This window comes from Paenarthrobacter sp. NPDC089988, from assembly GCF_044748465.1.
GTDB lineage: Bacteria > Actinomycetota > Actinomycetes > Actinomycetales > Micrococcaceae > Arthrobacter.
Map to the genome: position 1 here is coordinate 1 of NZ_JBIVGD010000013.1, position 26,160 is coordinate 26,160.

At 62.0% G+C, this 26,160-nt stretch carries 23 protein-coding genes; 7 read left to right on the top strand and 16 right to left on the bottom strand.

What is annotated here, in order from left to right:
• The first annotated feature begins 97 nt into the window (after positions 1 to 97).
• Complete coding sequence (locus ACIPV6_RS15460; RefSeq protein ID WP_400271717.1) at positions 98 to 889, top strand: DUF5605 domain-containing protein; 792 nt, start codon at positions 98 to 100, stop codon at positions 887 to 889.
• Positions 890 to 1,073: 184 nt separating this feature from the next.
• On the opposite strand, the gene ACIPV6_RS15465 is transcribed toward ACIPV6_RS15460, so the two are convergent.
• From ACIPV6_RS15465 to ACIPV6_RS15500, 8 genes are all read right to left on the bottom strand, one after another.
• Entirely contained in the window at positions 1,074 to 1,442 is a 369-nt protein-coding gene (locus tag ACIPV6_RS15465) for a type II toxin-antitoxin system death-on-curing family toxin (RefSeq protein WP_400271718.1), read from the bottom strand.
• Entirely contained in the window at positions 1,439 to 1,645 is a 207-nt protein-coding gene (locus tag ACIPV6_RS15470; protein ID WP_223941739.1) for a ribbon-helix-helix protein, CopG family, read from the bottom strand. Before ACIPV6_RS15470 ends, ACIPV6_RS15465 begins: the two co-directional genes overlap by 4 nt.
• Before the next feature lie 1,347 nt (positions 1,646 to 2,992).
• The gene (locus ACIPV6_RS15475; RefSeq protein WP_400271719.1) at positions 2,993 to 3,718 is read right to left on the bottom strand and encodes a GntR family transcriptional regulator; all 726 of its coding nucleotides are present in this window, start codon (positions 3,716 to 3,718) and stop codon (positions 2,993 to 2,995) included.
• Positions 3,719 to 4,075: 357 nt separating this feature from the next.
• Complete coding sequence (locus tag ACIPV6_RS15480; RefSeq protein WP_400271720.1) at positions 4,076 to 4,867, bottom strand: IclR family transcriptional regulator; 792 nt, start codon at positions 4,865 to 4,867, stop codon at positions 4,076 to 4,078.
• A 166-nt stretch (positions 4,868 to 5,033) separates the two neighbouring features.
• On the bottom strand, positions 5,034 to 6,680 hold the full coding sequence (gene pruA, locus ACIPV6_RS15485) for an L-glutamate gamma-semialdehyde dehydrogenase (protein ID WP_400271721.1): 1,647 nt from the start codon (positions 6,678 to 6,680) through the stop codon (positions 5,034 to 5,036).
• Positions 6,681 to 6,731: 51 nt separating this feature from the next.
• Entirely contained in the window at positions 6,732 to 7,406 is a 675-nt protein-coding gene (locus ACIPV6_RS15490; protein ID WP_400271722.1) for a GntR family transcriptional regulator, read from the bottom strand.
• Between the two features lie 74 nt (positions 7,407 to 7,480).
• Complete coding sequence (locus tag ACIPV6_RS15495; RefSeq protein ID WP_400271723.1) at positions 7,481 to 8,392, bottom strand: proline dehydrogenase family protein; 912 nt, start codon at positions 8,390 to 8,392, stop codon at positions 7,481 to 7,483.
• A gap of 177 nt (positions 8,393 to 8,569) precedes the next feature.
• A complete protein-coding gene (locus ACIPV6_RS15500; protein WP_400271724.1) occupies positions 8,570 to 9,232 on the bottom strand; it encodes a HutD family protein in 663 nt (220 codons plus the stop codon).
• A 231-nt stretch (positions 9,233 to 9,463) separates the two neighbouring features.
• Between ACIPV6_RS15500 and ACIPV6_RS15505 the strand changes: the two genes are divergently transcribed.
• The 3 genes from ACIPV6_RS15505 to ACIPV6_RS15515 all read left to right on the top strand — a co-directional run bounded on the left by ACIPV6_RS15505 (position 9,464) and on the right by ACIPV6_RS15515 (position 13,330).
• Complete coding sequence (locus ACIPV6_RS15505) at positions 9,464 to 10,447, top strand: Ldh family oxidoreductase (protein WP_400271725.1); 984 nt, start codon at positions 9,464 to 9,466, stop codon at positions 10,445 to 10,447.
• Positions 10,448 to 10,538: 91 nt separating this feature from the next.
• Positions 10,539 to 11,681, top strand: a complete 1,143-nt coding sequence (locus tag ACIPV6_RS15510) for a proline racemase family protein (RefSeq protein WP_400271726.1) — start codon at positions 10,539 to 10,541, stop codon at positions 11,679 to 11,681.
• Between the two features lie 305 nt (positions 11,682 to 11,986).
• Complete coding sequence (locus ACIPV6_RS15515) at positions 11,987 to 13,330, top strand: MFS transporter (protein WP_400271727.1); 1,344 nt, start codon at positions 11,987 to 11,989, stop codon at positions 13,328 to 13,330.
• A gap of 72 nt (positions 13,331 to 13,402) precedes the next feature.
• On the opposite strand, the gene ACIPV6_RS15520 is transcribed toward ACIPV6_RS15515, so the two are convergent.
• From ACIPV6_RS15520 to ACIPV6_RS15535, 4 genes are all read right to left on the bottom strand, one after another.
• Positions 13,403 to 15,877 (bottom strand): aminotransferase class I/II-fold pyridoxal phosphate-dependent enzyme, encoded by a 2,475-nt coding sequence (locus ACIPV6_RS15520; RefSeq protein WP_400271728.1) that lies wholly within the window; start codon positions 15,875 to 15,877, stop codon positions 13,403 to 13,405.
• On the bottom strand, positions 15,871 to 16,122 hold the full coding sequence (locus tag ACIPV6_RS15525) for a hypothetical protein (RefSeq protein ID WP_400271729.1): 252 nt from the start codon (positions 16,120 to 16,122) through the stop codon (positions 15,871 to 15,873). The genes ACIPV6_RS15520 and ACIPV6_RS15525 overlap by 7 nt, the downstream gene beginning before the upstream one ends.
• 138 nt (positions 16,123 to 16,260) lie before the next feature.
• The gene (locus tag ACIPV6_RS15530; RefSeq protein WP_400271730.1) at positions 16,261 to 17,535 is read right to left on the bottom strand and encodes an allantoate amidohydrolase; all 1,275 of its coding nucleotides are present in this window, start codon (positions 17,533 to 17,535) and stop codon (positions 16,261 to 16,263) included.
• Positions 17,532 to 18,683 (bottom strand): FAD-dependent oxidoreductase, encoded by a 1,152-nt coding sequence (locus ACIPV6_RS15535; protein WP_400271731.1) that lies wholly within the window; start codon positions 18,681 to 18,683, stop codon positions 17,532 to 17,534. Before ACIPV6_RS15535 ends, ACIPV6_RS15530 begins: the two co-directional genes overlap by 4 nt.
• 123 nt (positions 18,684 to 18,806) lie before the next feature.
• Between ACIPV6_RS15535 and ACIPV6_RS15540 the strand changes: the two genes are divergently transcribed.
• From ACIPV6_RS15540 to ACIPV6_RS15550, 3 genes are all read left to right on the top strand, one after another.
• Complete coding sequence (locus tag ACIPV6_RS15540; RefSeq protein ID WP_400271732.1) at positions 18,807 to 19,688, top strand: LysR substrate-binding domain-containing protein; 882 nt, start codon at positions 18,807 to 18,809, stop codon at positions 19,686 to 19,688.
• 221 nt (positions 19,689 to 19,909) lie between these two features.
• Positions 19,910 to 22,444 carry an FAD-dependent oxidoreductase gene (locus ACIPV6_RS15545; protein WP_400271733.1) on the top strand — a complete coding sequence of 845 codons (2,535 nt, stop codon included), beginning with the start codon at positions 19,910 to 19,912 and terminating at the stop codon, positions 22,442 to 22,444.
• 179 nt (positions 22,445 to 22,623) lie between these two features.
• Positions 22,624 to 22,794 carry a hypothetical protein gene (locus ACIPV6_RS15550; RefSeq protein WP_400271734.1) on the top strand — a complete coding sequence of 57 codons (171 nt, stop codon included), beginning with the start codon at positions 22,624 to 22,626 and terminating at the stop codon, positions 22,792 to 22,794.
• 174 nt (positions 22,795 to 22,968) lie between these two features.
• Here the strand turns inward: ACIPV6_RS15550 and ACIPV6_RS15555 are convergent, their stop codons facing one another.
• From ACIPV6_RS15555 to ACIPV6_RS15570, 4 genes are all read right to left on the bottom strand, one after another.
• Positions 22,969 to 23,838: a substrate-binding periplasmic protein gene (locus tag ACIPV6_RS15555; protein WP_400271735.1), complete on the bottom strand. Its 870-nt coding sequence runs from the start codon at positions 23,836 to 23,838 to the stop codon at positions 22,969 to 22,971.
• Between the two features lie 150 nt (positions 23,839 to 23,988).
• Positions 23,989 to 24,651 (bottom strand): amino acid ABC transporter permease, encoded by a 663-nt coding sequence (locus ACIPV6_RS15560; protein WP_400271736.1) that lies wholly within the window; start codon positions 24,649 to 24,651, stop codon positions 23,989 to 23,991.
• A complete protein-coding gene (locus ACIPV6_RS15565) occupies positions 24,651 to 25,298 on the bottom strand; it encodes an amino acid ABC transporter permease (protein ID WP_400271737.1) in 648 nt (215 codons plus the stop codon). The genes ACIPV6_RS15560 and ACIPV6_RS15565 overlap by 1 nt, the downstream gene beginning before the upstream one ends.
• A 3-nt stretch (positions 25,299 to 25,301) precedes the next feature.
• On the bottom strand, positions 25,302 to 26,096 hold the full coding sequence (locus ACIPV6_RS15570; protein ID WP_400271738.1) for an amino acid ABC transporter ATP-binding protein: 795 nt from the start codon (positions 26,094 to 26,096) through the stop codon (positions 25,302 to 25,304).
• Between the last annotated feature and the right edge of the window lie 64 nt (positions 26,097 to 26,160).

Here is a 26,160-nt window from a genome sequence, read left to right on the forward strand (position 1 = left end):
CATGCTCACACGCGTGACAACACGCCGCCCAAGCTATCTCAAGTGGGGCCACACATAACCGTCACCCTGGGGCCAAAAACGCTTGACATCTTCAGACATGGGCGTCGAAAACGACGACCGGTATGTTCGATACGCTGTCGCGCGGCTCGCGTCGTTTTCAAATGTCTGGTGGTCGTTGGCCAACGAACACGACGTCATGGTCATGAAAACAGAAGACGACTGGGAACGCCTGGGAACCCTGGTCAAGGAATCGGACCCCGCCGACCATCTCCGCTCCATCCACCACTGCCTGGAGTTCTACGACCACAAGCGCCCATGGATCACCCATGCCAGCATCCAAAACACCGAGGTTGAGCGCACGGAAGAATGGCGGAAGAGATGGGGAAAACCCGTCGTCATAGACGAATGCGGCTACGAGGGAAATCTGCAGTACCCCTGGGGAGACCTCACTGCTCAGGAGCTAACACGCCGGCACTGGGCTGCGGCCGTCCGCGGAGGCTATGCCGGTCACGGAGAGACCTACGGCCACCCCGACAACGAAATTTGGTGGTCAACAGGAGGCGACATCCACGGAGAGAGCGCCGCACGAATCGCGTTCCTGAGGGAAATCATGGAGGCAGCGCCAGGGGCGGGGTGGGAGCCGGCGGCTGGTTCCTGGGCGTATCCGACCGCTGGAGTGGGTGACGAGTTGTTCATTTCGTACCTCGGGCACACACAACCAAACCATCACCTCTTTGTGCTGAATCCCCACCGCTCCTACACGGTTGACGTCATCAACACCTGGGACATGACCACCCAAACGGTTGCTCGCGGCGCCGGGGGGCGTGTGGACGTTCCGCTGCCCGGACGTCCATATGTAGCCGTGAGGTTCACTGCTGAGTCCCCGTAGCATACGGCCGTTCTTCGTGGATCTGGTCCCCCAACGCCGAATCCAGCTCAAAGTGAGACTACGATCGCGCGGCTTCAACTCAGCGTGGGATTGACGGTTGCCGGCAAGGCTGGGGCTTGGCTCGGGAGTGGCCGCTGTAGAGTCCCGCGTCAGCTGGGCTCTGCTGTGTTCTCCGGAAGCGGGGCTATCGCTGCACTAGATGCTGGGTTATTTCGGTGGCTGAGTCCGTCAGTGTGATGGTGCCTTTGGCGACTCCGACGACGAGCTCGAAGCCCTTATCGGTGGTGAAGTTGTGTCTGTAGCCGTTGATCCAGAGCAGCAACACCATTAGCGTCCACGCGGTGCGCCTGTTCCCATCGACGAGTGAGCGAAACCTCGCGACGGACTCCAACAGAGCGGCTGCCTTGAGGGGGAGTTCCGGATAGGCTTCTGTGCCCATGACAGTTGTCGCGGGTCTTGCCAGCGCGGAGGCGAGGAGGCCTACGTCGCGGATATGGAAGCCGTACCGGTCAACAACTTGGAGGGCGTCCTCGATGTTAAGGTATGCGGTCACGCGTCTTCAAGGCGTGTCAGCAGCTCAGCATCGTGGCTCATGACGAAATCGAGGCCCTCACTGATTTCACGGCGACGGGCATGGCGTTGGAGGACCAGCTCAGCACCCTGCAACAAAAGCGCTGACTTGGACGTGTGTTCCTCGGCGGCCAGTTTCTCCAAACGGCGATCGAGGTCCTCGGGAACACGAAGATTCATAGCCATGACCCCATGGTACCGAAGCGGTACCCCAAGGCGTCGGAGGAACTTCATGTGGCAAGGGTTCTGATGATCCATGGAAGCGCGAAAGGAGGTGAAACGATGAAGGTTTCTTGCCCGCGTCTGGGTTGCGAAGTCCCAGTGCGCCCAACTCCCCGTTCAGGGTTCGCCGCGATGCTTGGTGCGTCATTCGGGGCCACCGAGCGGCCGTGGTCGACGGGCAAAAAGGAAGTGTGGACAATGTCCACACTTTCCGCCTCGGACTGGCTGGTACTGCCGCCGGACTGGCCCGGTTTCCGCGGGTTCCCAGTGTTTACAAGGCCGGGAATCGCGTTCGAGTCCCACCTCGGGCACGGCATAACCCCTCGTCAGAGGGGTTATTGCTTTTAAGTGTGTACAAAGCTTGACCTGTGCCTCTGCTTCACGGTCCCGGATGGTGCCTGCCCCCCCCGGGTGCGGCCTGTTCAGTTGGGGTGGGAGAGCGGGATCAGTGCCCTGGCGTGTGGGCGCTCCGCGTGCTTTGAACTGGGGTCATTCGGGTTCCTTCTTTCTGTTCTGTCCGGTAAGTCCGGAGTGGGCCTACACATCTTCATGGGCCAAGGGATCAGGTGCGACATGACTTTGGGAGATTTTTGTTTCATTGGGTTGCGCCATGAGATTTCCGCCCTGACGCGGCACCGAAGAGCCGTTTTGTCGGGTCGCACAGTGTGCGAACCTATGTCTGTTTTTGTTTTTGACCACGGTCTGATCTCTTTCTTGCCGTGACGCCAAGTCGGGGTGTGGTACAAGCTCACGCCACCGCTGGGGCTTAGCATTGACTCACAGCTGTTCTGATGGTGGGGGCTCGGGCGGACGGATGCGGGATGCTTCCTCAGGATTCAGCGCGCGAGGCAGCAGATCGGTGGACGTGGACCGGTTACAGGAAGGGAACTCTCTCTCGATTGTCCGTTCTGCTGGCACGATGAACCGTCTCGGCATACCTGCGCTGACCGGCTCCATTGACCCTTGATTGTCGTGGGGACTTGCTTCCCACTGTGAGCCGAGGGGCGTTCGCGCGACGAGGCGGGGTCCCCTTCCTATCTAGTGAGGATTGTTTACTGTGACAATTGAAATAATTAATCCCTCAGAAGCTTTCGCGGAAGCCGGCGAAGATTCCTGCGACGGGCCGGACTGCTTCTTTTGTACGGGGCCGGAAACGGACTAGCCGACCCCACAAACCCACACGAGAGTCGGCAAGTAGGTGATCGCTGCGCGGATCACAGGCGGCCCGGCGCGTTCGCACTGATACAACCTGTCGCCGTCTCGGTAACCCGGATCCCTGTACGACCAGGCCTAGAGCATTCGCAAGGGCTACTACCCTTCAAGCCTCTTCTCGAGCCGCTTCCGTGCGCTGGCCAAGGACAGCTTGGTGAGTCGGGTTGCTGCCTTCGCGTCGCGTGACCGGGCGGCTTCGAGAATGTCGGGTTGCGGGGTCCAGAGGCTCTGGTCGTTGTGGTCGATGGCTTCGCTGGCACCGATGACTTTATAGGGACGGCATTGCAGCCAAAGGTTCTCGATGACGTCCATTAACACGGGGTTGCCCCCGGCTTTATACAGCGTCCTCAAGAGGTCTTCGTCATCGTCCAAAGCATCCCAGACCCTTCGTTCGGCCACCGCTTTCTTCATGCGGGTGCAGGCGGCCTCCATGCGTTCGACGTCGGCATCGGTTACGTTGGCGGCTCCCCGACGGGCGGCTTCCGTTTCCAGCGTCGCGCGGACTTCGTAGATGTGGATGAGTTCCCCAACGGTGAATTCCTTGACCACGGCCCCGCGGTGGGCGGCTACGCGGGTCGCGAGTCCGCTCTCTTCTAGTCGACGAATGGCTTCCCGGACCGGCATGACGCTGGTTCCGACCATGTCGGCGACGTCACGCACACGGAGTGGAGAACCGCCGGCCAGTTCGCCGGTGAGGATCGCTGACCGCAAGGCTTCGTAGACCTGGTCCGCCACTAGCGTCGGAGTGACGGAAAGCACGCCAGCGTTGATTCGGGGTACGCCAGGGGCGGAGGGCGCAGCCTCGTCCAGTTTCTTGTCAGCCATACTGCTGATCTTATGACTGGCCGGAGCCAGCGGCGACACTACACGCTGGTCCTGAGCAATTTTTGGAATCTGAGATTTAACCTTGTGTAATGTGTGATCACAGATCTAAAATGCCCGTTCTGCTGGCATGCAGACACGGGCCAGAGCGGCCGGCTGGACCTGCGCTACTGACCGGGCGGATGCCTGCGGGCCACGTGCCGTAATCTTCACATGAAACGGGGCATCGCCATCACCGGAAACCCAGGATGCGCGGGGGCTTTCACGCGCCTGCGCTAAGAGCCATGCGTCCACTGAAGTACGACGACGGGACTCACCAAAGGACCAAATGGTGAGTCCCGCCGTCGTTCTTCTCTTGGATCATCCCGGCACTGCGGTGAGGCTCAGCTCAGAGGCGGCCGCACAAGTCAAGCTTGTAAAGCGTTCCCGGCTGGGTCCGTCGTCTGCGCGCTCCTGCGGCACCATGGTGGTGATCACGCCAGCCAAGACCCCGGCGTCGTTGAAGACCGGCGCGCTGACTCCCCATACTCCCGGAGCCAACGCCCCGGAGCTCGTGGCGTAACCATGTTCCCTGATGCTGGCGAGGTCGGCTTCGATGCTCGTGTGCTCGTCCCGGTTCAGGAAGCGTCCGGCAAGAGCTTCAGCGGCCTCATCTTCCGGGAGGAAAGCCAGGATGGTTCGTGCGCTTGCACCGTTCAAAAGTGGTCTGGATCGTCCTGCAGCGTAGCTGCAGCTGAGTATGTGTTCGCTTTCCACCGACTCCACGCAAAGGGCTTCGTCACCGCTTTGTACCAGAAAGGCGGCCAGTTCGCCCGTGTCCCGTGAGAGTTGCTCCAGCCTGTTACGGATGGCGCCTTGTGCCAGTGATTCCTGGCGGTAGTTGTCCGCGAGTCGGACGACTTCCGGCCCGGCTGAGTAGCGGCCAACAGCCGTGCTCTCCACGACGAAACCGGCCTGAAGGAGGGTTTGCAGATGCCGGTACACGGTGGATGTCGGGATCCGGAGGAGGCTGCCAATTTGCGCGCTGCTCAGGCTCCGGTGCCGGGCGAAGAGCAGCAATATGGACATCGCAGTGCCGCGTTCGTCGCGTTTCCTGGACTGCGCGGACGCACCGGGTGCCGGTTGCTTGTAGTTGAGGATTCGCTTCTTCATGGGAGTACTTCCGTCACGGTGTGGAAGGCCAAAGAGAGGGCAACAGCCGCCGCCCGGGAGAATCGGGCGACGGCTGCGGTTGCCGTGCGGGTCGTTGCGAGGGAGTCCGACGGCGGTTGGATGGCTGGGTGCGCAGGCGCGCACCCAGCCGGCTAATGGCTCCTGCTTACTGGGCCATGTACGGCTGGCGCCATTCAGAGGACGGGGAGAAGTTCTCGTGAATGAACCGGCCACTGAGCCAGCGCTGCAAGGCAAGGCGTGAGCCGGTCTTGTCGTTGGTACCGGAAGCGCGGCCACCGCCGAAGGACACCTGGCCCATGAGGGCGCCGGTGGGCTTGTCGTTGATGTACGTCATACCCGAGGAGTTGCGGAGCCTGTCCAAGGCGTGCGAAACGGCGCGGCGGTCGTTGGCAAAGATGGACTGGGTAAGGGCGTAGTTGCTGGTCTGGTCCACCAGATCAAGTACAGACTCCCATTCCTGGTCCTCATAGACGTAGACAGTGAGGATCGGGCCGAAGAATTCCTCGCTCATGGTGAAGGCGTGGGGGTCGGTGGTCTCGAAGATGGTGGGTTCAACGAACCAGCCTTCTTCGCCGTGAACGTTGCCGCCGGCCAGCAGCGTGTGGCTCGGGAGGGCCTTCGCTTTGTCGATGGCCTCTCCGAGCTTACGGAAGGAGACTTCATCGATGACGGCGCCGGTGAAGGTCTCGTGTTCGGCAGGGTCGCCAAGGCGCAGGGACTTGGTGGTTTCGACCAGTTCGTCCTTGATCTGCGCCCAAATGCTGTTCGGGATATAGGCGCGCGAGGATGCGGAGCACTTCTGTCCGGAGTATTCAAAGGAGCTGCGGATCAGGGCTGCGCGGAGGGCGCCGGGATCGGCGGAGGGGTGGGCAACGACTGCATTCTTGCCGCCGGTCTCGCCGACAAGGCGGGGGAAGGAGCGGTACTTTTCGATGTTGTCTCCGGCCTTCTTCCAGAGGCTGCGGAACACATCGGTTGAGCCGGTGAAGTTCAGGCCGGCGAAGTCGGGGTGGGCCATGGCGTAGTCGGAAATAAGCCGGCCGGAGCCGTGGACCAGGTTGATGACGCCCGGAGGAAGGCCGGCTTCTTCGAACATGCGCATCAGGACATCGTTGCTCAGGGCCGACTTCTCGGACGGCTTCCACACCACGGTGTTGCCCATGAGGGCAGGGGTGGTGGGCAGGTTGCTGCCGATCGCGGTGAAGTTGAACGGGGTAATGGCGAGGACGAAGCCTTCAAGACCCCGCTGGTCGAGGGTGTTGCCTTCACCCTGCAGCGATGCCGGCTGATCGGCGAAGATCTGCTGGGCGAGGTGGGCGTTGTAGCGGAAGAAGTCGGCCACTTCGCTCGCGGCGTCGATTTCTGCCTGGTGGAAGGTCTTGGACTGACCGAGAATGGTGGTCGCTACCAGTTCATCCCGGTACTTTCCCGCGGCAAGCTCGCCGGCGCGGAGGAAGATGGCTGCGCGCTCCCACCACGGAGTTCGGGACCAGCCCTGCTGGGCTGCAAGGGCGGAGTCGATGGCTGCCTGGATGACGGTTTCATCGGCGGTGGGGATGCGGCCCAGTACCTGTGAGTGGCGGTGGGGTGCGGTGATGTCGCGAAGTTCGCCGGTCATGGACCGTTCGCCGTTGATCACGTGGGGGATATCGCGGACGCTGGAGGTTACCTCCGCGATGACCTTCTTGACGGAGGCGGCTTCCGGTGAGCCCGGACGGAATTCACGGGAAGGTTCGTTATAGGGCGTGGGAACCTTGAAGTTGCCAGAAACGGCGATGGACTGAGATGACATTTTCTGGGTGTCTCCTTTGAGTGTTTCCCGGACCGTGCAGTCGCGGGTTGGTTAGTGGGTTTCCAGCCGCAGCTCCAGCCTGCGCAGGGCGCTGGCGAGGGAGTCTGCGGTGATGGTGGTTGCTGCGGCGGTGTCTCCGTCGAGCAACGCCTGGACCAGCGCCGGTTGCGGTGTCCAGAGGGTGTTGTCGTTCTTTGCTACGGCCTCCGTTGCGCCAATCACCTTGTAGGGCCGGCACTGAAGCCACAATTGTTCGATCGTGCTGACGAGGACAGGATTTCCGGAGGCCTGGTAGAGGGTCCTGAGGACTTCTTCATCGAAATCCAAGGCATCCACGATGCGCCCTTCGGCAACTGCCTGCAGCATGTGACCGCAGGCCACTTCCATGGCCTGTACGTCCCGCTCAGTGACGTTGGGCGCACCTTGTGTGGCCGCTTGGACCTCAAGGATGGTTCGGACATCGTAAATGTGGATCAGTTCTGTTGCTGTAAAGGTCTTGACGACGGCGCCCTTGTGGGGGATGCGTGTTGCAAGGCCCGCCTCTTCGAGACGCCGGATCGCTTCGCGGACAGGCATGACACTTGTGCCAACCATGCCCGCCAAGTCGCGAACCCTCAGGGGCGAACCTGCTTCGAGGGAGCCGGTCAGGATGGCGTTTTCCAGAACCTCATAAACCTGGTCCGCCACCAGTGTGGGGGTGACGGGACTGGTTGTTTGGACGCTCATGGTTACTCCTCCGACTGCCACATCAAGATCGCTGGTGATATTTGATCACAGACCAGCTTACGCGAAAGTGCCGTTTATCCTCCGATGAGGGAGCGGAGGAACAGGAGCAGGTTAGCGGGCTTCTCGGCCATGCGACGCATGAGGTAGGGGTACCACTGCGTGCCGTAGGGGAGGTAGACGCGGACCCTGTACCCCTCGCGGACCAGTTCGTCCTGCAGCTTGCGGCGAACGCCGTACAGCATCTGGAATTCGAAGTCCCGCTTTCCCAGGCCGAGTTCGGCCGCGCGTTCCTTGATGACGTCGATGCATTTGTCATCATGGGTACCGAACGCCGGGTCCGGAAGGTGTTCCAGCGCCCACCGGGCCAGATACTTGTACTGTTCGGTGACTTCTTCCGCGCTGTTCAGTGCTGCGGCCGACGTTTCATCGAAGGCACCCTTGACCAACCGGATCCGTGGCTTGATGTCCGTGAACGACAGCAGGTCTTCGGGGGTCTGCCGCATGTTGGCCTGGATCGCTACGCGGGTAGTGGGGTGGTCCGGGAGGATGCTTTTGAAAATCGCGAGGGTGTCGCGGCCCACCGAACTGTGCTCCATGTCCACTTCCACCGTTGCTTCGTTGGTGGCTGCCGCATTCAGGAGCGCCTTCAAATTATTGGCACACTCCTGGGGATCGATCATGATTCCCAGCTGGGACAGCTTGACCGAGACGGTGGAGCCAGGAGCCTGGTTCCGGATGTTCTCGATGGCGCCCTGGTATTCCTTGGTTGCTTGCTTGGACTGTTCCAGGTCATGGACCGATTCGCCCAGGAGGTCGAGGCTGACGTCAATGCCGGACTTGTTGAGTGACTTGGTGGCAGTCCATGCCTCCTCCACGCCGCGTCCTGCGACGTAGCGGTCAACGATGGGGCGGGTGAAGCGGTTGCGCGTGGCAATGGCTTCAAGTTTCTTGTTTTCTGCGACCTGCAGAAGAAGTTTGTTCGGCATGAATCACTTCCTGGTTCGCCGCGAAGCCGCGGATGGGGACCGACCGTTCCTGGATGCGGCGGCGTGTTTCGTTTCTACTGGCCCAACCTCTTTTGAGTGTTGTGCAAACCACATTAGCTTGTGATCACAAATCACACAAGAGCTATCTTCCCGAATGTTCTCTGCGGTAGAGACCGACTAGTCCACACCCGCCGCGTGGCGCAGGCCAGGGCTGTTGGCCCGACCATACTGTCCGCTGGTTGCCCTTGAATTGTTCCGAACCGTGGCGATCGCCAGAAGGCAATTGCGTGCGAAAAGCTCTTCGGCGCCACTATCCAGAATCAACGTCGCCAGGGGATCCAGCCTGCGCCGGCTGCTCAGTGAGGCGGAGCCATCCAGTACTGTGACGGCTACGACTCCTGATCGGGGGTCGAGCAGGACCGGACCGTCGAGTCGTTTTGTGGTGACTGCGCCTACGGCGGCGGTGCGGTTTGTCATGAGGTTCAAGCCCAGGTGTGGGCCCTGATCCACCATGCGGATGTGTACGTCCGCATCCCCTGGGAATTCTGCGGTCCTTCCAAAGCCGAGTTGATGAGCCTGTCCGTTGATGCTGAGCTCGACGTGTCCGCTGCTGGCAAGCGTGAAGATCCGGTCAATCCCAGGCAAGGAGGAAAACGTTGAGTCGCCGTTGAGGTCGGCCAAGCTCAGGCGCCATATGAACCCATCGCCCAGTGCCGCGTTGCGTCTACTTCCAATTTGGCGAGTGTATCCGGCCCCGTTGATCCACGGGATGCGCGGAACGTTGTCGGGCCGGACAATCCGGGCTTTAGAATGCGTGCTTTGGGTCATGCGTTCCCTCATTTCCTGCCCAATGTTTGGGCCTGGCTTAACCCAATTCAATGAAGCATTGACTGAGATGTGATCACAGATTACATTCTGAGTATGACTCCAGCCACATGGTCTCAGACCGCGGACGGCCAGATGGCGCACCGCGGCCAGACAGGTGGTGACCCGGCGGCCTCAGGTCGACGGCTACCTGACAATGACGTCCCCGACGGGCACATGTGGCACAAACCCTGAAAGGACCCACCCTTGAACACCACTATTCCAAGCGAGGAACTCGCTGCCCTCTGCGAGCGAGCACTCCTGGCTCAGGGCGCAGGGGACCGGGCGGCCCGCGTCCTCGCCCGGGCCACAGTCGAGGCTGAACAAGTAGGCAACCGGGCGGTCGGTGTGGGGCACCTTTTCGACTACATCGATGGATATGGAACCGGACGGATCGCCGCCACAGCCGAGCCCGACATCCGACGGCTGGCCTCAGCCGTCATCGATGCGGACGCGCGCGGCGGACTGGCACAGGTAGCCTTCGAGGAAGCAGCTCCGGCGTTTGACGTCGCAGCCCGGGAAGCGGGCCTCGCAGCAATGTGGATCCGCGGGTCCTACACCTGTGGCGAGCTGGGCTACTACGCACGGCACCTGGCGCAGCGAGGCTTCATAGCCGTTGCCACCGCCAACAGCCCTTCCCTTATGTCCCTCGGCGGCGCCCCGAAGCCCATCCTGGGCACGAACCCCTTGGCTTACGGAATTCCGCGTGCCGGGAAGTTGCCTGTTGTTATCGACCAGGCTTCATCGTCCACTGCCTTTGTCAATATTCGACGCGCTGCCGAGGCAGGCGACCTCATTCCCTCGGGTTGGGCGTTGGACTCCCAAGGAGAACCTACGACTGTGGCCGACGAAGCCCTGCGCGGAACCCTCCTTCCCTTTGGCGGACATCGCGGCGGCAACATCGCTTTGCTGGTGGAGGTATTGGCCACCCTTTCGGGTGCCAAGTTCTCCATGGACGCCGCTCCGTTCGATCACGGCGACACTTCTCCCGGCATTGGTGTCTTCCTGCTGGCCATCGACCCTGCGAGCTTCGTGGGCTCGGTTGAGCGGCTCAATAAGCAACTGGAGAATCTGCAGACCGAGCACCAGGTCCGGCTTCCGGCCCTTGAAAACACGGAACTCCCCGAGCAGGTTGGCATCGACCCTGCACTCCTCGACAGGCTTCGCCAAGTGGCGGAACAAGCGTCGTAGCTGTACTGCCCAAGGGGTTGGTTGGTTGCCGGCCCTCGCCCGATAACCCACGCTTACACATACATTTCCCAACGAACAAAGCGAAATTGACATGTCCTTCAAACGAATGATCCACGCTGTAGAGACCCACTCCGGCGAACCCATGCGCGTGATCACCGGCGGTGTGCCGCACATTCCAGGCAACACGGTGTACGAGCAAATGAAGTGGCTCGAAGAGAACGACGACCAGATCCGCAAGCTCATGCTCCGGGAGCCACGCGGATACCCGCCGCTGTGCTGCAACCTCGTCGTCCCTCCCAAGCACCCCGACGCGGTGGCAGGTTTCATCATCATGGAGCAGGTTGAGTACCCGGTCATGAGCGGCGGCAACACCATCGCCGTCGCCACCGTCCTCCTGGAAACGGGCATGATTCCCATGGAGGAGCCCGTCACGAAGTTCAATTTGGAGGCTCCCGCAGGCCTCATTGCCATCGAAGCCGAATGCAGCAATGGCAAGGTCAAGCAGGTGAAATTCAAGAATGTGCCCGCTTATGCGGTGCACCTTGACGCGGTTATCGACGTGCCCGAACTTGGCAAGGTAACCGTTGACGTGGCATGGGGAGGCATGTTCTATGTCATCGCCGATGTCCGCCAGTTCGACGGCCTGGACCTGGTTCCGGAACGCGGACGGGACATTACCCGCATCTCCTCCTTGATCCTCCGCGCAGCCCAGGACCAACTTCCGGTGGCCCACCCGGACTATCCAGGGATCGGCATCACCATCTCGCAGCTTTCCGGACTCACCCACAATCCCAACGCAGACCGCAAGAACGCCGTGACGGTTGCCAGCGGACCCGTTGAGTTCGACAATCCGGCCACCTGGACCGGTGGAGTGGACCGCTGCCCATGTGGCACGGGGACGTGTGCCAAGATGGCCACGCTTCACGCGAAAGGCGAGCTCGAACTCAACGAGCAATTCCGTCACGAAGGAATTCTCGGGAATGTCTATACCGGCGAGCTGGTCGAGGAAGTCACCATCAACGACCGTCAGGGCGTAGTGCCCACCATCAGCGGGCAAGCGTGGATCACAGGCTTCAGCACCTGGGTTCTCGATCATGACGATCCCTTCCCGTACGGCTTCACTGTTGGCGATATCTGGGCGCCCCAAGAGCAAGAGGAAAATGCCAGCACGCAGCCGACTGACGCCAAGGGCATTGCTGAGCTTCACGCAGCCAAGGCTTCGGCCCTGTCCTAGGCGCAGAACCTTGCTCGAACACAACAGAGGCGCCTAACCGAATCAGACTTGCGGGACCCGAGGAGAAGTTCTCCTCGGGTCCCGCTCTTTATGGCGGAATGGTGACCTCGAATTTACCTGAGTGTTACATCAAGCCTTTGACGATATGTGATCACAGATTACATTGGGATGTGATGATAGCCACACACCCAGGCATCGCCGGGTAACTTGAAAGTGTGGCCGGGGCGGGGCAGCCCTTACTGAACACAATCCCTCAACGACGAAGGAGAAACAATGTCTTGCACTCTCAGCGCTAGGAGCGATGTGTGTCTGTAATCAACAAAACGGTCCTGCCGGACAGCCCGGCGACGGCCGCCTACAAGAAGCGTTTCCTCACCCGGCTCACGGCAGTCCTCGTGGGAGGCATGTTCCTCGACGGATACATCCTGGGAATTATCGGAACGGTTATCGGGTCCATTACCACTGAGCTGCACTTCACGCCGTTGTGGGAAGGCCTGATCGTCGCCTCCTCCCTTGTGGGCATCCTGGTGGGCTCGCCCATCGGCGGCTGGCTGGGCGACAAATTCGGGCGCAAACCCTTGTTCATGATCGACATGGGCATTTTCGTGGTCGGCTCGGCCCTTCAATTCTTTGTCCACGAACCGTGGCAGCTGTTCCTGGTCCGGCTCTTGATGGGCATCGCCGTGGGCGTTGAGTACTCAGTGGGCTGGCCCCTCATGTCCGAATTCGCCCCTGCACGGCTCCGTGGCCGGCTCATGGGACTGACGCTGGTAGCCTTCTATGTCGGCTTCATGGTCGCGTTCATCGTTGGGTACGCACTGACCACCGCCACCACCGTGGACTGGCGCATCATCCTCGGGTCGAGCACGATCCCCGCCGTGATCCTCTTCATTGCCCGGATTGGCCTTCCGGAATCCCCGCGTTGGCTCTGGAACAAGGGCCGACGGGACGAGGCCCGCGCGATCGCGCACAGGTACATGGAGACAGGCGGCGGCGCAGACGACTTCGAACACGAGCAGGCGCGCCCCCAGGGCAGCTTCAAGATGCTTTTCTCCCGCCGTTATTGGCGTGCCACACTGTTCTGTTCGATGTTCTGGCTATGCGCCGTCACGCCCTACTTCGCCATTGCCACCTTTGCTGAAGGCGTGCTCAAGGGCTACGGGCTCAGCCACGGTCTCGCTGGTGGAGTGGGGCTTTCAGCTGTGGCGACTGCGGGAGTGATCCTGACCGTCATCTTGATCGATCGTGCCGGACGCCGGTTCCTCACGGTCCCTCCACAGTGGCTTTGCTTCGCGCTGCTCTTGGTCATTGGACTGTGGGCAGGTGCCCCCGCATGGGTGGTCCTGGTGTGCTTCCTGCTCTTTTCGTTCTTCAACGCCGGTTACAACACCCTGACGGGTATCTACCCCGGTGAAGTCTTCCCGACGGAAATCCGGGGGATTGGCACCGGTTTTGCGACCGCTGTCAGCCGCATCGGCGCGGGTGCCGGCACCTTCCTGCTCCCTTGGTCGGTGGCGAACTACGGACCCCAAACCACAATGCTGGTGGCTGCAGGACTCACGCTGCTCGGTGCCATCCTCTCGCAGTGGCTGGCACCTGAAACCAAAGGCAAGAACCTGAGCGAAACCGCAGCTGGCTTCTCCCACTAACAAGGCCCAAAGACCCGAAGAAACGAACAGGGCGGCTGGATCCATGAGGATCCAGCCGCCCTGTCCGTTTTTCTAGAGCTGGCCTGGTTGGGCATCCGGTTGTATCCGCAGGACGCGGTACCCGTGGTGTTTGTCGTAACCATGGATTTCCTTGGTGTCCAGGGCCGCCATGAAGTCGAGCACGTTGGTGTCGAGGAGTTGGCCTGGAACCAGGACAGGGAAACCTGGCGGGTACGGAGTGACAAAGGCTGCGGAGATCACTTCTTCGCCCGCGGCCAGCCGCTTACGGACCCCTGAGTCGGTGAGGTATTCGCAGGAGTCGGGCTTATAGGTTTCAAAGTACGCCGTGCGGATGCAACCATCCGGCAGCGACTTGTCGGTACGGAACCTGGAGGCGAAGCTGCTGAAGTCCGGCAGCGGTGGCGCTCCCTTGGTGAGTCTGGTGACCATCCGGGTATGCGCAGTCCGTGCCCGAGGACTCCGGGACTCCGCAGCTGCTTCGAATGACTCGGCCAGTTTGACGAGGACTTCGATCAGATATGCGACCGAGCTGCGGGACGTGCCGATGTTGGTCATGAACAGCACGCTGTTGCGTGAGGTCTTATTGACCTGGATGCCATGGCCGTCCATAAGGTATTCGTGCCTGAAGGTGTCTCCGTCGACGCCCGTGGCGCCGATGTACATGGTGAGCCGGCTGGGGTCGACTACGAACTCATCGTCCTTCCATGCTTGGGCCATTCGGGCGAGACCGTCCACCAGTGGCATGGGCGATGTGCCCGTGCGGAACTCTTCGGGGATGAGATCCAAGGTGCTAAGTATGCGGAAGTACTTTCTGAGCAGCGGGTGCTGTTCGATCGCCGTCGCCACGCTGGCAGCGAGGTCGGCCTGTTTCTGTACCAGCTCGCAGCCTTCAAGTTCTGCCTGCCGGCGCCCAATATCCAGGGAGGCCAAGATCTGGTAGTTGGGTGAGGTGGAGGTGTGCGTCATGTAGGCCTCACGGAACGCCTCCTCCGTCAGGCGTGCGAAGTCCTGGTCATGGACGTGGATCATGGATCCCTGGCGCAGGGACGTGAGGGTTTTGTGTGTCGATTGGGTTGCGTAGACCCGGATGCGGGCCCTGTCAGGGTCCGGGACAAGGCGGGTGCTCAACCAGAGGTCGTCGTTGTGGGGTTTTTCCGTCACGGGATCGAACAACTTGGCGGCTTGCGCGGCATATTTTTCGCGGGCCGCCGGAGCCTGGAAGCGTTGTTCGAGGGCCTGGCTGGCCGCCATGGCTGTGCGGCGGCGGTAGATGGGATGGAATCCGGCGAACGCGAACCAGGCTTCATCCCAGAGGAAGACAAGGTCTGGTTTGATGGCCAGGCACTCCTCCATGACGCGTTCGACGTCATACACGATCCCATCGAACGTGCAGTTCGTGAGGGCGATCATCTTCACTTCGTCCAGCCGGCCGGCGGCCCGGTAGTCCAGAAGCATCTTTTTGATGGAGGACGTGGGGACGCCCCCGTACAGCGAGAACTCATCCATCGGGTAGGCCTCGAGGTAGGCGACCTTTGCGCCGGCCAGGACCATGGCGTAGTGGTGGGATTTGTGGCAGTTCCGGTCAACGAGGACCACATCCCCTGGGGCCAGGATGGCTTGGTGGACAATCTTGTTCGCCGTGGAGGTGCCGTTGGTGACGAAGAAGGTTTGCCGGGCGCCAACGGCACGGGCGGCCAGGCGTTGCGCGTCCCGGATGGATCCGTGAGGGTCCAGCAACGAATCGAGGCCTCCGGAGGTGGCCGATGTTTCGGCGAGCAGGAGGTTCAAACCGTAGAACTCTTCCATGTCCTTGATCCATTTGGAGTTGGAGACTGAACCGCCCCTGGAGACGGGCAGTGCATGGAACACTCCACCGGGACGGCGGCTGTGGTTCTGGATGGCGGTAAAGAAGGGGGTTTCGTAGCGTTCGCCCACCCCTTTAAGGATGGAGAGGTGGAGTTCGAGGCTGTCTGCACGCAGGAAGATCCTGCTGAAGCGGCTGGTGAGGGATCCGCCGAGTTTTTCGATGGAAACCCCGGCCACCAGATAAAGGTCCAGGCTAGGCCGGAGTTCTGCGGCCTTCTCAGCCAACGCGAGGATCCTCTGGATGGGGCGGGCCGGGTCCAGATCGTTGGGGCCATTGGCGGCCACGAAGTCCTTGATGTCCTGCTCCAGCGGCCTTCGGGAGCGTGTCTTGAAGCCTGGCCGGATAATGCATGCTTGGATGTCGGTGTTCAGCAGCAAGGCTGCAACGGCATCTTCGTAGCTTGGAACGATGTTGATCTCGTAGACAAACGGGTCTTGGGGCCGGCGTTGGGCAAGCATCTGGTGAACGAACGCGGCGCCGTCCTCGGGTGTGCAGTCATCCACGAGCAGCACTTCGAAGCGGGGACGCCCGTCAGATACATCCTCACGGGCTGACGGGGATACGCGAGAGGACTCCACACGTGCCTGCCGGCGTCGCCGGCTTTTGAGTCTCTCGATCGCTTCGCCCAGGGCGACGTGGTCGCCGTCGTTGATCAACAACCGAGTTCCTCAATGGCGGCCAGCCCAGGGGTTGCCCAGTGGCCTTCCACCAGTTCCAACCTGTCCAGGACCTGAAGGATGTCCTCGCTGAGCCGGCGCCTCGTTTCGGCAGAATGTCCACCTCCCATTTTCTCCGCCGTGTAGGTCAGGTATTCCCAGAGATCCTCCCGGATGCGCCACACATTGTGTGTAGCGGTCTCACTGGTGCCTTCAACGGTGTACAGGTCTGGTGCGACCGGATTCACGTGTTTCCTTTTTCTCGAATGGAGCCTTGTCCTCTTTGACAAGGCATTACGCGGGCGGGGCCCGGAAAATCTTGGGTTTCTCTGGGGCCAGAGGAAAACACCCGCGCCGATCGGATCGGCGCGGGTGCTGGTATTCAGTTAGTTAATGAGGCCGGCGAGTGCGTCTGCCAGCGCCTGGGCTCCGGTTTCGGCGTCTTCGTCCACCACGTGTTCTTCGGGGGAGTGGGAGATGCCGCTGGGGTTCCGGACGAACACCATGGCTGTGGGGATGTAGGGGGAGAGGACGCCTGCGTCGTGTCCTGCGCCGGTGTCCAGGATGGGCGCGTCCGGGAGGGCCAGTTGGAGTTGTTGTTGCAGCCCGGCGTCGAAGTGGACGGTGGGGCTGAGGGATTCCTCGGAGAGGGTGACGGTGCAGCCCTCTTCGGCGGCGATGTACTGGGCTTGCTGTCGGATTGTTTCAACCACCGCGGCGGTGACGGCGTCGTCGGGGTGGCGGACGTCGAGCCAGAAGTCCACGCGGGAGGCGATGACGTTGGTACCGCCCGGCACGGGTTGCAGCCGGCCAACGGTTGCCCGGGCGTGTGGCTGTTCTCGCGCGGTGTCGCGGATCGCGACGACGGTGCGGGAGGCCGCGACCATGGGGTCGTGCCGGTCGGCCATGAGGGTGGTTCCGGCATGGTTGCCTTGGCCGGTGATGCTCAGTTTCCAGCGGCCGTGGCCGAGGATGGAGGAGGCGATGGCGATGGGCTGGTTGAGGTCGATCAGGCCACGGCCTTGTTCGACGTGCAGTTCCACGAACGCGCCGATCTGGTCCAGCAGGTCCTCGTCCTTGCCCACAAAGCGTGGGTCCAGGCCGTTGGCTTGGGCGATGTCGGCGAAGGTGTTGCCGTCCGGATCGCGCAGGTTCCGGGCTTTGTCCGGGTCGATTGCGCCGGTCATGAGCCGGGAGCCGAGGCACGCGACACCAAAGCGGGAGCCTTCTTCTTCGGGGAAAACCACGACGGCGAGTGGCCGGGTTGGGTTGGTCCCGCGGGCTTTGAGGATGTCGACTGCCACGAGGGCGGAGGCGACGCCGAGGGGTCCGTCGAAGGGGCCGCCGCCGGGGACGGAGTCGAGGTGGCTTCCGGTGACGAGGGCGTTGGTCCGGTTCCCGCTGGGGGTGTCCCACCAGGCCCAGATGGCGCCGTTGCGGTCGGTTTCAACGGCCAGGCCGCGGGCGGTGGCTTGGTCGATGAACCAGGACCGGAGGTCCAGTTCGGCGGTGGAGTACACGGGGCGGGTGTAGCCGCCGCGGATCGGGTCGGTGCCCAGGTGGGCGATGTCGGAGAGCAGTCCGGTGACTGTTGCCGCCGTCGTGCCTGTCCGGTTAGTGGGGCTTGGCTGGTTGGTGAGGTGGCCGGTGGTGTTGGTCATGCGTGGGCTCCTGCTGCTGTTGCCTGGACGGCGAGGCGGAACTGGTCGGGGACGATTCCGGTGCCAGTGGCGAGGTCCGCGCCCAGCTGGCCGATCAGCGGTGCGAACTTGGCGCCGTGGCCCGAGCACGGGGACAGGATAGTGACGCCCTCGGCGCGGTCGATGATGAAGTCTTCGGTGGGGGTGTTGGTGAACAGGCAGGTGGTCTCGGCGTAAGGTTCGGGGACGACGCCGGGCAGGTACTTTTCGACGTAGTCAATGACCCGACGGCGGTTCTCGGCGCTGATCTGTCCGTCCTGGTCCGCGGCCGAGGGCAGGATTTTGCCGCCGTTGTATTCGGCGACTTTCTGGCCACGGAAGCCGGCGTCCCGGCCGCCGGGAAGGCCGTACGCCTGCCAGCCTTCGCGTTTATGGATGAACGTGGGCCAGGTAGCCGGGTCGGTTCCGTCGACGTAGGGGAAGTGGTAGGCCTGTTCCTGCCGGACCTCGAAGGCCGGCATGTTCGCGAGGAACCCTGCGGGCAGGGACAGGGCGCCCAGGAGGTGGGGGAGCCAGCCGCCGGCGGCGACGATCACGTTTCCTGCCTTGAGCGTGCGGGCGTCCTCGGAGGTCAGGGTGTAGTCCCCGGCGGTTCCGGTGATGGAGGCCAGGGCCCAGTTGGTGTGCAGTGCCGCACCGTGGGCGATCGCTTGGTCCACCATGGACGTGACGGATTCGTGGGCGTCGATCACGCCAGCGCCGGGGTGCCACAACACGTCGGTGTCGAAGGCGATCTGTCCCCACCGGTCCTGGGCTTGCTTCGCGGTCAGGAGCTCGTGCTCGATGCCGCGCGCTTCCAGGACGGCCGCGAGACGCTCGGGTTGGCGGATGGACCCGTAGTCCACGGCGCCATGCGGGGTGATGAGCTGCTTGCCGGAGAGCCGGGCCAGTTCGTCCCAGCCGGCCTTGGCTTCCTGGACCAGGCCCGTGTAGAAAGCGTCCGGGTAGGCGTAACGGAAAATCCGGGCAGAACCGTGCGAACTGCCGGCGTCATTGGCCGGGGTGGACCGTTCGAGCAGGGCCACGTCATGGCCCCGGGAGGCCAGCTGCCAGGCCGTGGCCGCGCCGGACAGGCCGGCCCCAACAACGACGTATTCGAACGATTCCATGGAGTGCTCCTTCGGGTTTGCATGGTGCGGTTTCTCGCTGCATCCAGTTACTCACCACCGGCGTCCTTGGGTCCAATATCTTTTTACTTGCGATTGTTGCTGTAGATCGAAAGAATCGACGTCATGGAACTTCGACAGCTTCGCTACTTCCTGGTGGTAGCCGATGAACTGCATTTCGGCCGGGCCGCCGAACGCCTGCACATCACCCAACCACCACTCACTGTGGCCATCAAGCGGCTCGAGCACGAACTAGGCGTCCAACTCTTTGACCGGACCACCCGCCGCGTCACCCTCACCCCTGCAGGCGAGGCCTTCAGGGACAAAACTGCTTCTGCCCTCGCCGGGCTAGACGAAGCGGCCGGGGACCTTGCGGACGTAGCTGCCGGCAGAAGCGGCAAGTTGCGGTTGGGATTCGTCAGCTCGGCCAGCTACACCACCGTCCCGGAAGCCATCCGGGCGTTCCGGGCGTCCCGCCCGCGCGTCGAGCTTGTCTTGGCACCCTTGACCAGCGGCGAACAGGTCGAGCAATTGCTCGACGGCGAGCTGGATCTTGGATTGCTTCGGGATCCTGGACAGATCCCTGGGCTCGCGCTCGAGTTGCTGGGAACCGAGGACCTGGTGGTCGTGCTGCCGGAAACCCACGCATTGACCGCTTGCTCCGAAATTTCGGCGGAGCAACTCGAGGGGGAGCCCATGGTCCTCTTTCCCTATCGGCTGATGCCGGGTTTCGTCTCGCGGGTGCTCCGTCTCATCGAACACCTGCCCACACCGCCACTGGTCGCACAACAAGCCATCCATCAGGAAACAGTCCTTGGACTCGTAGCCGCAGGGCTGGGAATATCCGTCCTTCCCCAATCCATCCAGCGGTTCCACATGCCCGGGATCACCACACGCCCGATCGCCGGGAAGCCTCAAACCGAGCTCTATGTCGCGCGCGGCCCGCGGAGTTCACCCGCCGCTGAAGACTTCATCGCCTGCCTCCGGGATGGCCTCGCGGAGGCGTAGGACCCCGCAGAATCGACGTACCGAAAAATGATTCCGTAAAGTGTCGCTTGTGATCACATATCTCACATATACTGTGATTCAACCGACATGCGCTGACTGGCCATCCCGCGTTCGGCTACCAAATCTTGGTACCGCCACGCTCCCGTCAGGGAGCCCGACGTGGCGGAAACCAACCAGTGACTCTTTGAGACGTGGACGTCTCTTATCGCAAGGGAGATACCGTGGCGAACGCCCGAATTGACACAGATACCCGGATCCTCATCATCGGGGCAGGTGTTGTTGGTGCTGCATTGGCCGATGACCTGACCCGTCAAGGGATGAAGGCGGTCACCGTCGTCGATCAGGGTCCGTTGTACCGGACAGGTGGATCGTCTTCGCACGCCCCAGGCTTCGCATTCCAAACCACCGGCTCGGCGGTCATGACGGAACTCGCGCGCAGGACGTTGGACAAGCTGGACGGCGCCACCCTGGATGGCCAGTGGATCCTCAAGCGTGTCGGTGGACTCGAACTCGCTTGCGACGAGGAGCGTATGCAGTACTTGCACCGTCGTCACAACCTGGCCGAATCCTGGAAGGTGCCAGCCAGCATCGTTTCTCCCGAAGAGTGCGCGGAATTGTTCCCTGCTTTGGATACTTCAAGTGTCCTGGGCGGCCTGCACACGCCGACCGACGGCGTGGTCAAGGCTGTCCGCGCCGTGGAATGGCAAGCGCGCCGCGCCATTGAAAACGGTGCGCGGTTCTTTGGCCACACCCAGGTCACAGGTTTCAGGATCGACGACGGTCGGGTCTCGGGTGTCAATGTCCGCAGGACACCCGAGGTGCCTGGCAACCCCTGCAAGGGCGAACGGCTTCCTGAAGGCACGACGCATCTGGACGCCGACGTCGTCGTTGTGTGCGCCGGGTTGTGGGGGCCAGGTTCGGGCAAACTGCTGGGCCTGGAACTGCCGATGGTACCCATGGAGCACTGCTCTTCGTCCACCAGCGTCCTGCCCACCCTTGCCGGCATGAGCGATGAGCAGGAACTTGACCTGCCCATGATCCGTCACCAAGGCACTGGATCGTACTTCCGGCAGTACGGAGAACGTTTGTTGTGGGGTAGCTACGAGCACCGCGTCATACCTTTTGAACAGGAAGACATTGCGGGTCCGGAAGAATATTCCCGGACCGGCGTTGAGCCGGCGATCCACCCCTTGACATGGGAAGACCTCAAGGGCGGCTGGGCCGAACTCCAACGGCTCTTCCCGGAGGCAGCGAACTGCGAGCCGGTTGACGGCTACAACGGCATCTTCTCCTTCACCCCTGACGGCAACCCGCTGTTGGGAGAGGTCCCGGGCGTGCGCGGGCTCTGGCTTGGTGAATCCGTGTGGCTGACACAGTCCGCTGGGGTTGCCGGCGTACTCGCCGACTGGATCGTCACAGGAGACCCCGGGATCGACACGACGACTCTCGACTTCCGCCGCTTCGACCAAACGCACCTCACACGTTCAGCCAGCATCGCCCGAGCCAGCGAAAACTATGACGAGGTCTACGACGTAGCCCACCCGCGCTGGCAGACCAAACAGTTGCGAAAGTTCGCAACGACTCCCTTCTACCTGCGGCAGGAGGCGCTTGGAGCCAAGTTCGGCAGTACCCCCGGCGGCTGGGAACGCCCCCTGTGGTACGAGAGCACGAACCCCGCCGGTTCGCTGGTCGACAGGGACTCCTGGTCCTCCAACGGATGGTCCCCCCGGATCTCCGTCGAAGCGCGCAACGCACGAACCAGTGTGGGCCTCGGCGACGCCGGTGCAGTGTCCGCTTTCGAAGTCCGGGGTCCTGGTGCGAGGCGGCATCTGGAGGAACTCTTGTCCGACGAGCTTTCCCTGCACGTCAACACCTCCACTACAGCCTTCATCATCAACGCCTCCGGCGGCATCGTGGCGGACCTGACGATTATCCGCACTTCCAGCGAGTGCTATTTGGTCATCGGCAGCGTTCCCGAAGACATCTGGCACCTCCAGCGCGAAACGGCCTTCCTACAGGAGACCAGCATCCTGGACGTCTCTTCTGGAACCATCGCCTTGGTACTCGTGGGTCCCGACTCCGCATCAGTTCTCGAAGCAGTGACCCGAGGGGCACTGCCCGCAAATGCGTCATCAGAAGCGCCCATCCTCGACGTGGGCGGTATTCCGGTCCGGGTTGTAGCCGAAACAACCACCGGGCTAGGCGGTTGGACACTGCATACAGCCACGGAACACGGCCTGTTCCTGTGGGATCTGCTACTGGAAGCCGGAGCAGAATGGCGAATCTCGGCCGTGGGGACCGATGCCCTTTCGGCGCTACGCATCGCGAACGGGACACCATTCTTCGGCATAGAATACGGGCCCCAGGATAACCTTCACGAAGCCGGTCTTGCGCGCCCGTCCGATCGTGGAGGGCTCCGGAAGGGCCACCGCGTTCTGGTTCGGCTAACGCTGGAAAGCAAGCACCATGCAGCCATCCCGGGAGCGCCAGTGACGGACGGCCACACTGTGGTTGGATACGTTACCAGCGTCGCGGAAGACCCCGAAACGCTTCACTATCTGGCTTTCGCCTGGGTGGATGCGTACGCAGCGGAAACTGGCACGAACCTCGCAGTCTCCCACCTCAGCGAACGCTACCCAGCCGTCGTCGATCGATCTGCACTTCCCGAACTTCCTGACCGCACAGCACCTGTTGTGGTCTCTCCAGTAAAAGGTGTCCAAAAGGCGGGTTCAGTGGAGCTAGCCAGCGCTCTCTGACCATCCAGCATGGACACAAGCCTGACCGCCTGCCGCTATGCCGATTTCGAGTCGGACAGCCGCGGGCGGTCAAGCATTTAAGCCGCGGCATGGGTTGCGCACTTTGATTACCGTGAAAGGATCGCATCACTTTGAGCACCTCTGGATACTTGGCAGCTTCGATTCCACAGAGAACGGCAATGGCGGGTTCCCTTGTCGCGCTGCCTGTCCTGGCAATCGAACAGGCAGGCAATGTTTCAATGGGCGGTGTCCTCGTTGCTGTTTTCCTGGGACCCAGCGTCATCGCCGCTCCAGTAGCAGGGGCCGCTTTGGACATGGCACGCCGGCCAGCCGTCCCCGTCGCAATCTAGGGGCGTCGACCTTCGAACCCGTGGAGGCTACTGAACCGCTCGGGACCGGAGCCGAAGATCCGCGGATTTCCCTCTCCACGGCTGGCTTATGAGAGCGCCAAAGAGGACACTCAACTGGACGCGAGAAGGGCACTGGATGGAAATCCAGTGCCCTTCTCGCGTTAGCTCTACGCCTTAGAGTTCGTTGGGAGCTCCGGGCTGTCCAACGGCGGGGTCCAGTCCATACTTTTCGAGGATCTTCTTGATGGTCCCGTTTTCGCGGAGTTTGTTGATGTCCTCATCCAGTGCCTTGCCGAGTTCCTGGTTGTCCAGGCTCGAAGGCAGCATGACCTGGCCAACCGCAGCAAATTCGGGAACCTTGGGATTCGGGGTCACATCCACCACGGTGGCGCCTTCGATGGGGGCGTCCTTGAAACGGCCCTTGGCGGAGGCCGCAGAAGCCACGATGCCGTCGATGCGGCCTGCCTTTAGGTCGCCGTAGATGGACTCGTCGTCCTGGTAGACCTTGAACTTGTCGCCGAGCCACTGCTGCAGGCTGTTGTTGTAAAGGTTTCCGGCCACCGAGCCGATGATCTTTCCTTCCAGCTTGTCGCTGGTCAGACCTGTCTTGGAAATGATCGCTTGGGGATCATTCCAGAGCGGGGTGCTCAAGTAGACGATCTTCTTGCGTTCCTTGGTGCGAAGCCAGCTACCGGATCCGATGTCCACGCGCTTGGACTGTACGGACGGAATGACAGCGCCCGCGCCGCCGGAGGTGCTGACGGTGACCTTGAGGCATTCCATCTTGGCGATTTCGCCAATGAGGTCACCCTCGAGACCGGTGACGGTGTCGCCTTCGACCTTCGTTGCGGGGTAGTAGTCGTAACTGGCCACGGTGAGTTCGCCCTGCGTAACGGTCTTGAGGTCCTTGTGGGCCGGGGTGCAGTCACCCGAGCCGGCGGAGGCGTCGCCGCTGCCTCCGCAGGCTGCGAGGGAGAGGGCGACCAGGCCGGCGGCGGTGCCGGCCGAAAGTACGCGCACGAGGGAACGGGTTGTTCGCGACATGGTGACTCTTTCTTCTATCTCTTTGATGGGGTTGAACCCCGATTGATGGGAACGGAGGTGGTGCTTTTGGTGCGGCTTGGTTCTCGGTTTGGTGGAACCGATCCCTTGGAACCGACCTTTACGGAGCGGCCCTGGTGTGTGTCGGTGGTGTTAGTTGCGTTGGAGGTGGCGTCCGAGGCGGTTTTCGAGGAGTTTGACGGCTGCGAGGAAGATGAGGGTGAGGGTGCCGTAGATGATGGCGGTGAGGGTGTAGACGGAGAGGTATTCGAAGGTGATGGAGCCGATTTCGAAGGCTTTGGACATGAGTTCGGGGACGGCGATGACGAACGCGAGGGCGGAGCCTTGGAAGACGAGGACGGCCAGGCCTGCCAGGGGTGGGGTGGAGATGCGGAGGGCTTGGGGGAGGATGATGAGCCGGAAGCCGGTCCAGCCGCGGAGCCCGGTGGTGAGGGCTGCTTCTTTTTGGCCGAGGGGGACGGAGGCGATGCCTGCGCGGAAGTATTCGGAGGCGTAGGCGCCGGTGTTCCAGGTCAGGGCGATGATGGCGGTGGTCAGGGAGGTCAGGGTGATTCCGGCGTCGGGGAGGCTGAAGTAGAGCAGGTAGAGCAGTACCAGGGCGGGGAGGCCGCGGCCGACTTCGACGAAGAGGAAGCTGATCCATTGCAGGGGTTTGAGTTTGGCTTCGGCCATGACGGCCAGGAGCAGCCCGAAGGGGAAGCCGAAGAGGAGGGAGAGTCCGGTGAGTTGGAGGCTGACGGCCAGGCCTGGGGTGAGGTTGGGCATCCAGGAGAGCCATTGGTTGATCAGGTCCATCACGCTACTCCGATCTTTCTGCGCAGTTTCAGGTCCACGCGGCGGGCGATGAGCGCGACGATGAGGCTGATGATGATGTACAGGGCGCCGGCGACGACGAAGGAGAGCAGTCCTTCGTGGGTTTGCTTGGCTGATTGTTGGGCGTAGTAGGTGATTTCGCGGACGCCGATGGTGGAGGCCAGGGCCGAGTCTTTCAGTAGCCCGATGCCGTAGGTGGCGATCGCGGGCAGCGCGACGCGGAACGCTTGGGGGGTGATGACGTGCGCGACGGTGGTGACGCTGGACATGCCGAGGGCGTGGGCTGCTTCGCGTTGCCCGTCCGGGATGGACAGGAGCCCGGAGCGGTAGATTTCGGCCATGAACGCCGAAGCGATGATGGAGAACCCGATGATCGCGGCCTGGATGGTGGTCAGGCGGAGGGCGTATTGGGGGAGGCCGAAGTAGATCAGGAACAGCCAGGTGATCGGGGGGATGACCCGGACGATGTTGATGTACAGGGACGCGGCGGTGCGGATGATTCCGATGGGGGAGCGGGCCGCGCCGACCAGGACGAGTCCGATGATCCCGCCGAACAGGAGTGAGGCTCCGGTGACGTAGAGGGTTTGGCCGACGCCTTGGGCGATGGAGGCCAGAAGTTGGGTGATCATGGCTTACCGGTCCAGGACGGCTTTGAGGAACTGGCGGGTGCGTTCGTTCTCCGGGGCGGACATGACTTGTTCGCTGGGCCCGATTTCCAGGACCCCGCCGTTGCCCATGACCATGATCCGGTCCGAGACGTCCCGGGCGAAGTGCATTTCGTGGGTGACTACGAGCATGGTCATGCCTTCATCGGCCAAATCCCGCATGACGGCGAGGACTTCGAGGCCGATTTCCGGGTCCAGGGCCGAGGTCGGTTCATCGAACAACATGACCTTGGGGGACAGGGCCAGGGCGCGGGCGATCGCGATGCGCTGCTGCTGCCCACCCGAAAGCCTCGCCGGGTACGCCGACGCCTTGTCCGGCAAACCCACACGCTTGAGGAGTTTGTTGGCGACTTCCTCGGCCTGGTCCTTCGAGGAGCCCAGGACCTTGCGCTGGGGGAGGGTGATGTTCTCCATCACGGTCAGGTGCGGGAACAGATTGAAGCTTTGGAACACCATGCCCGTGACCCGCCGCAAGTGATCCAGGCTGGTCTTGTCCGGCAGCCGTGACCCGCCCGCGACGACCGTCGCGCCGCCGATCGAGATGGTTCCCTCCGAGGGTGTCTCCAGGTAGTTCAAGCACCGCAGGAACGTGGACTTGCCCGCCCCGGAAGGCCCGATGATCGAAACCACCTCACCCTCAGCCATGGACAGGTTCACGTCCTTCAAGACCTGGATGACCCCGTACTTCTTACCCAGCCCGGCCACCTCGACCTCGCCAGTGAGAGCCGTAGGGGGAGCTTTCGTGCCAAAACTTAAGCCCATTTCTGGTTCCTTCAAATAGGCGGGACGGTTCGTCCCTGACGTCGTTCGATTGAGTGTGCGGGCT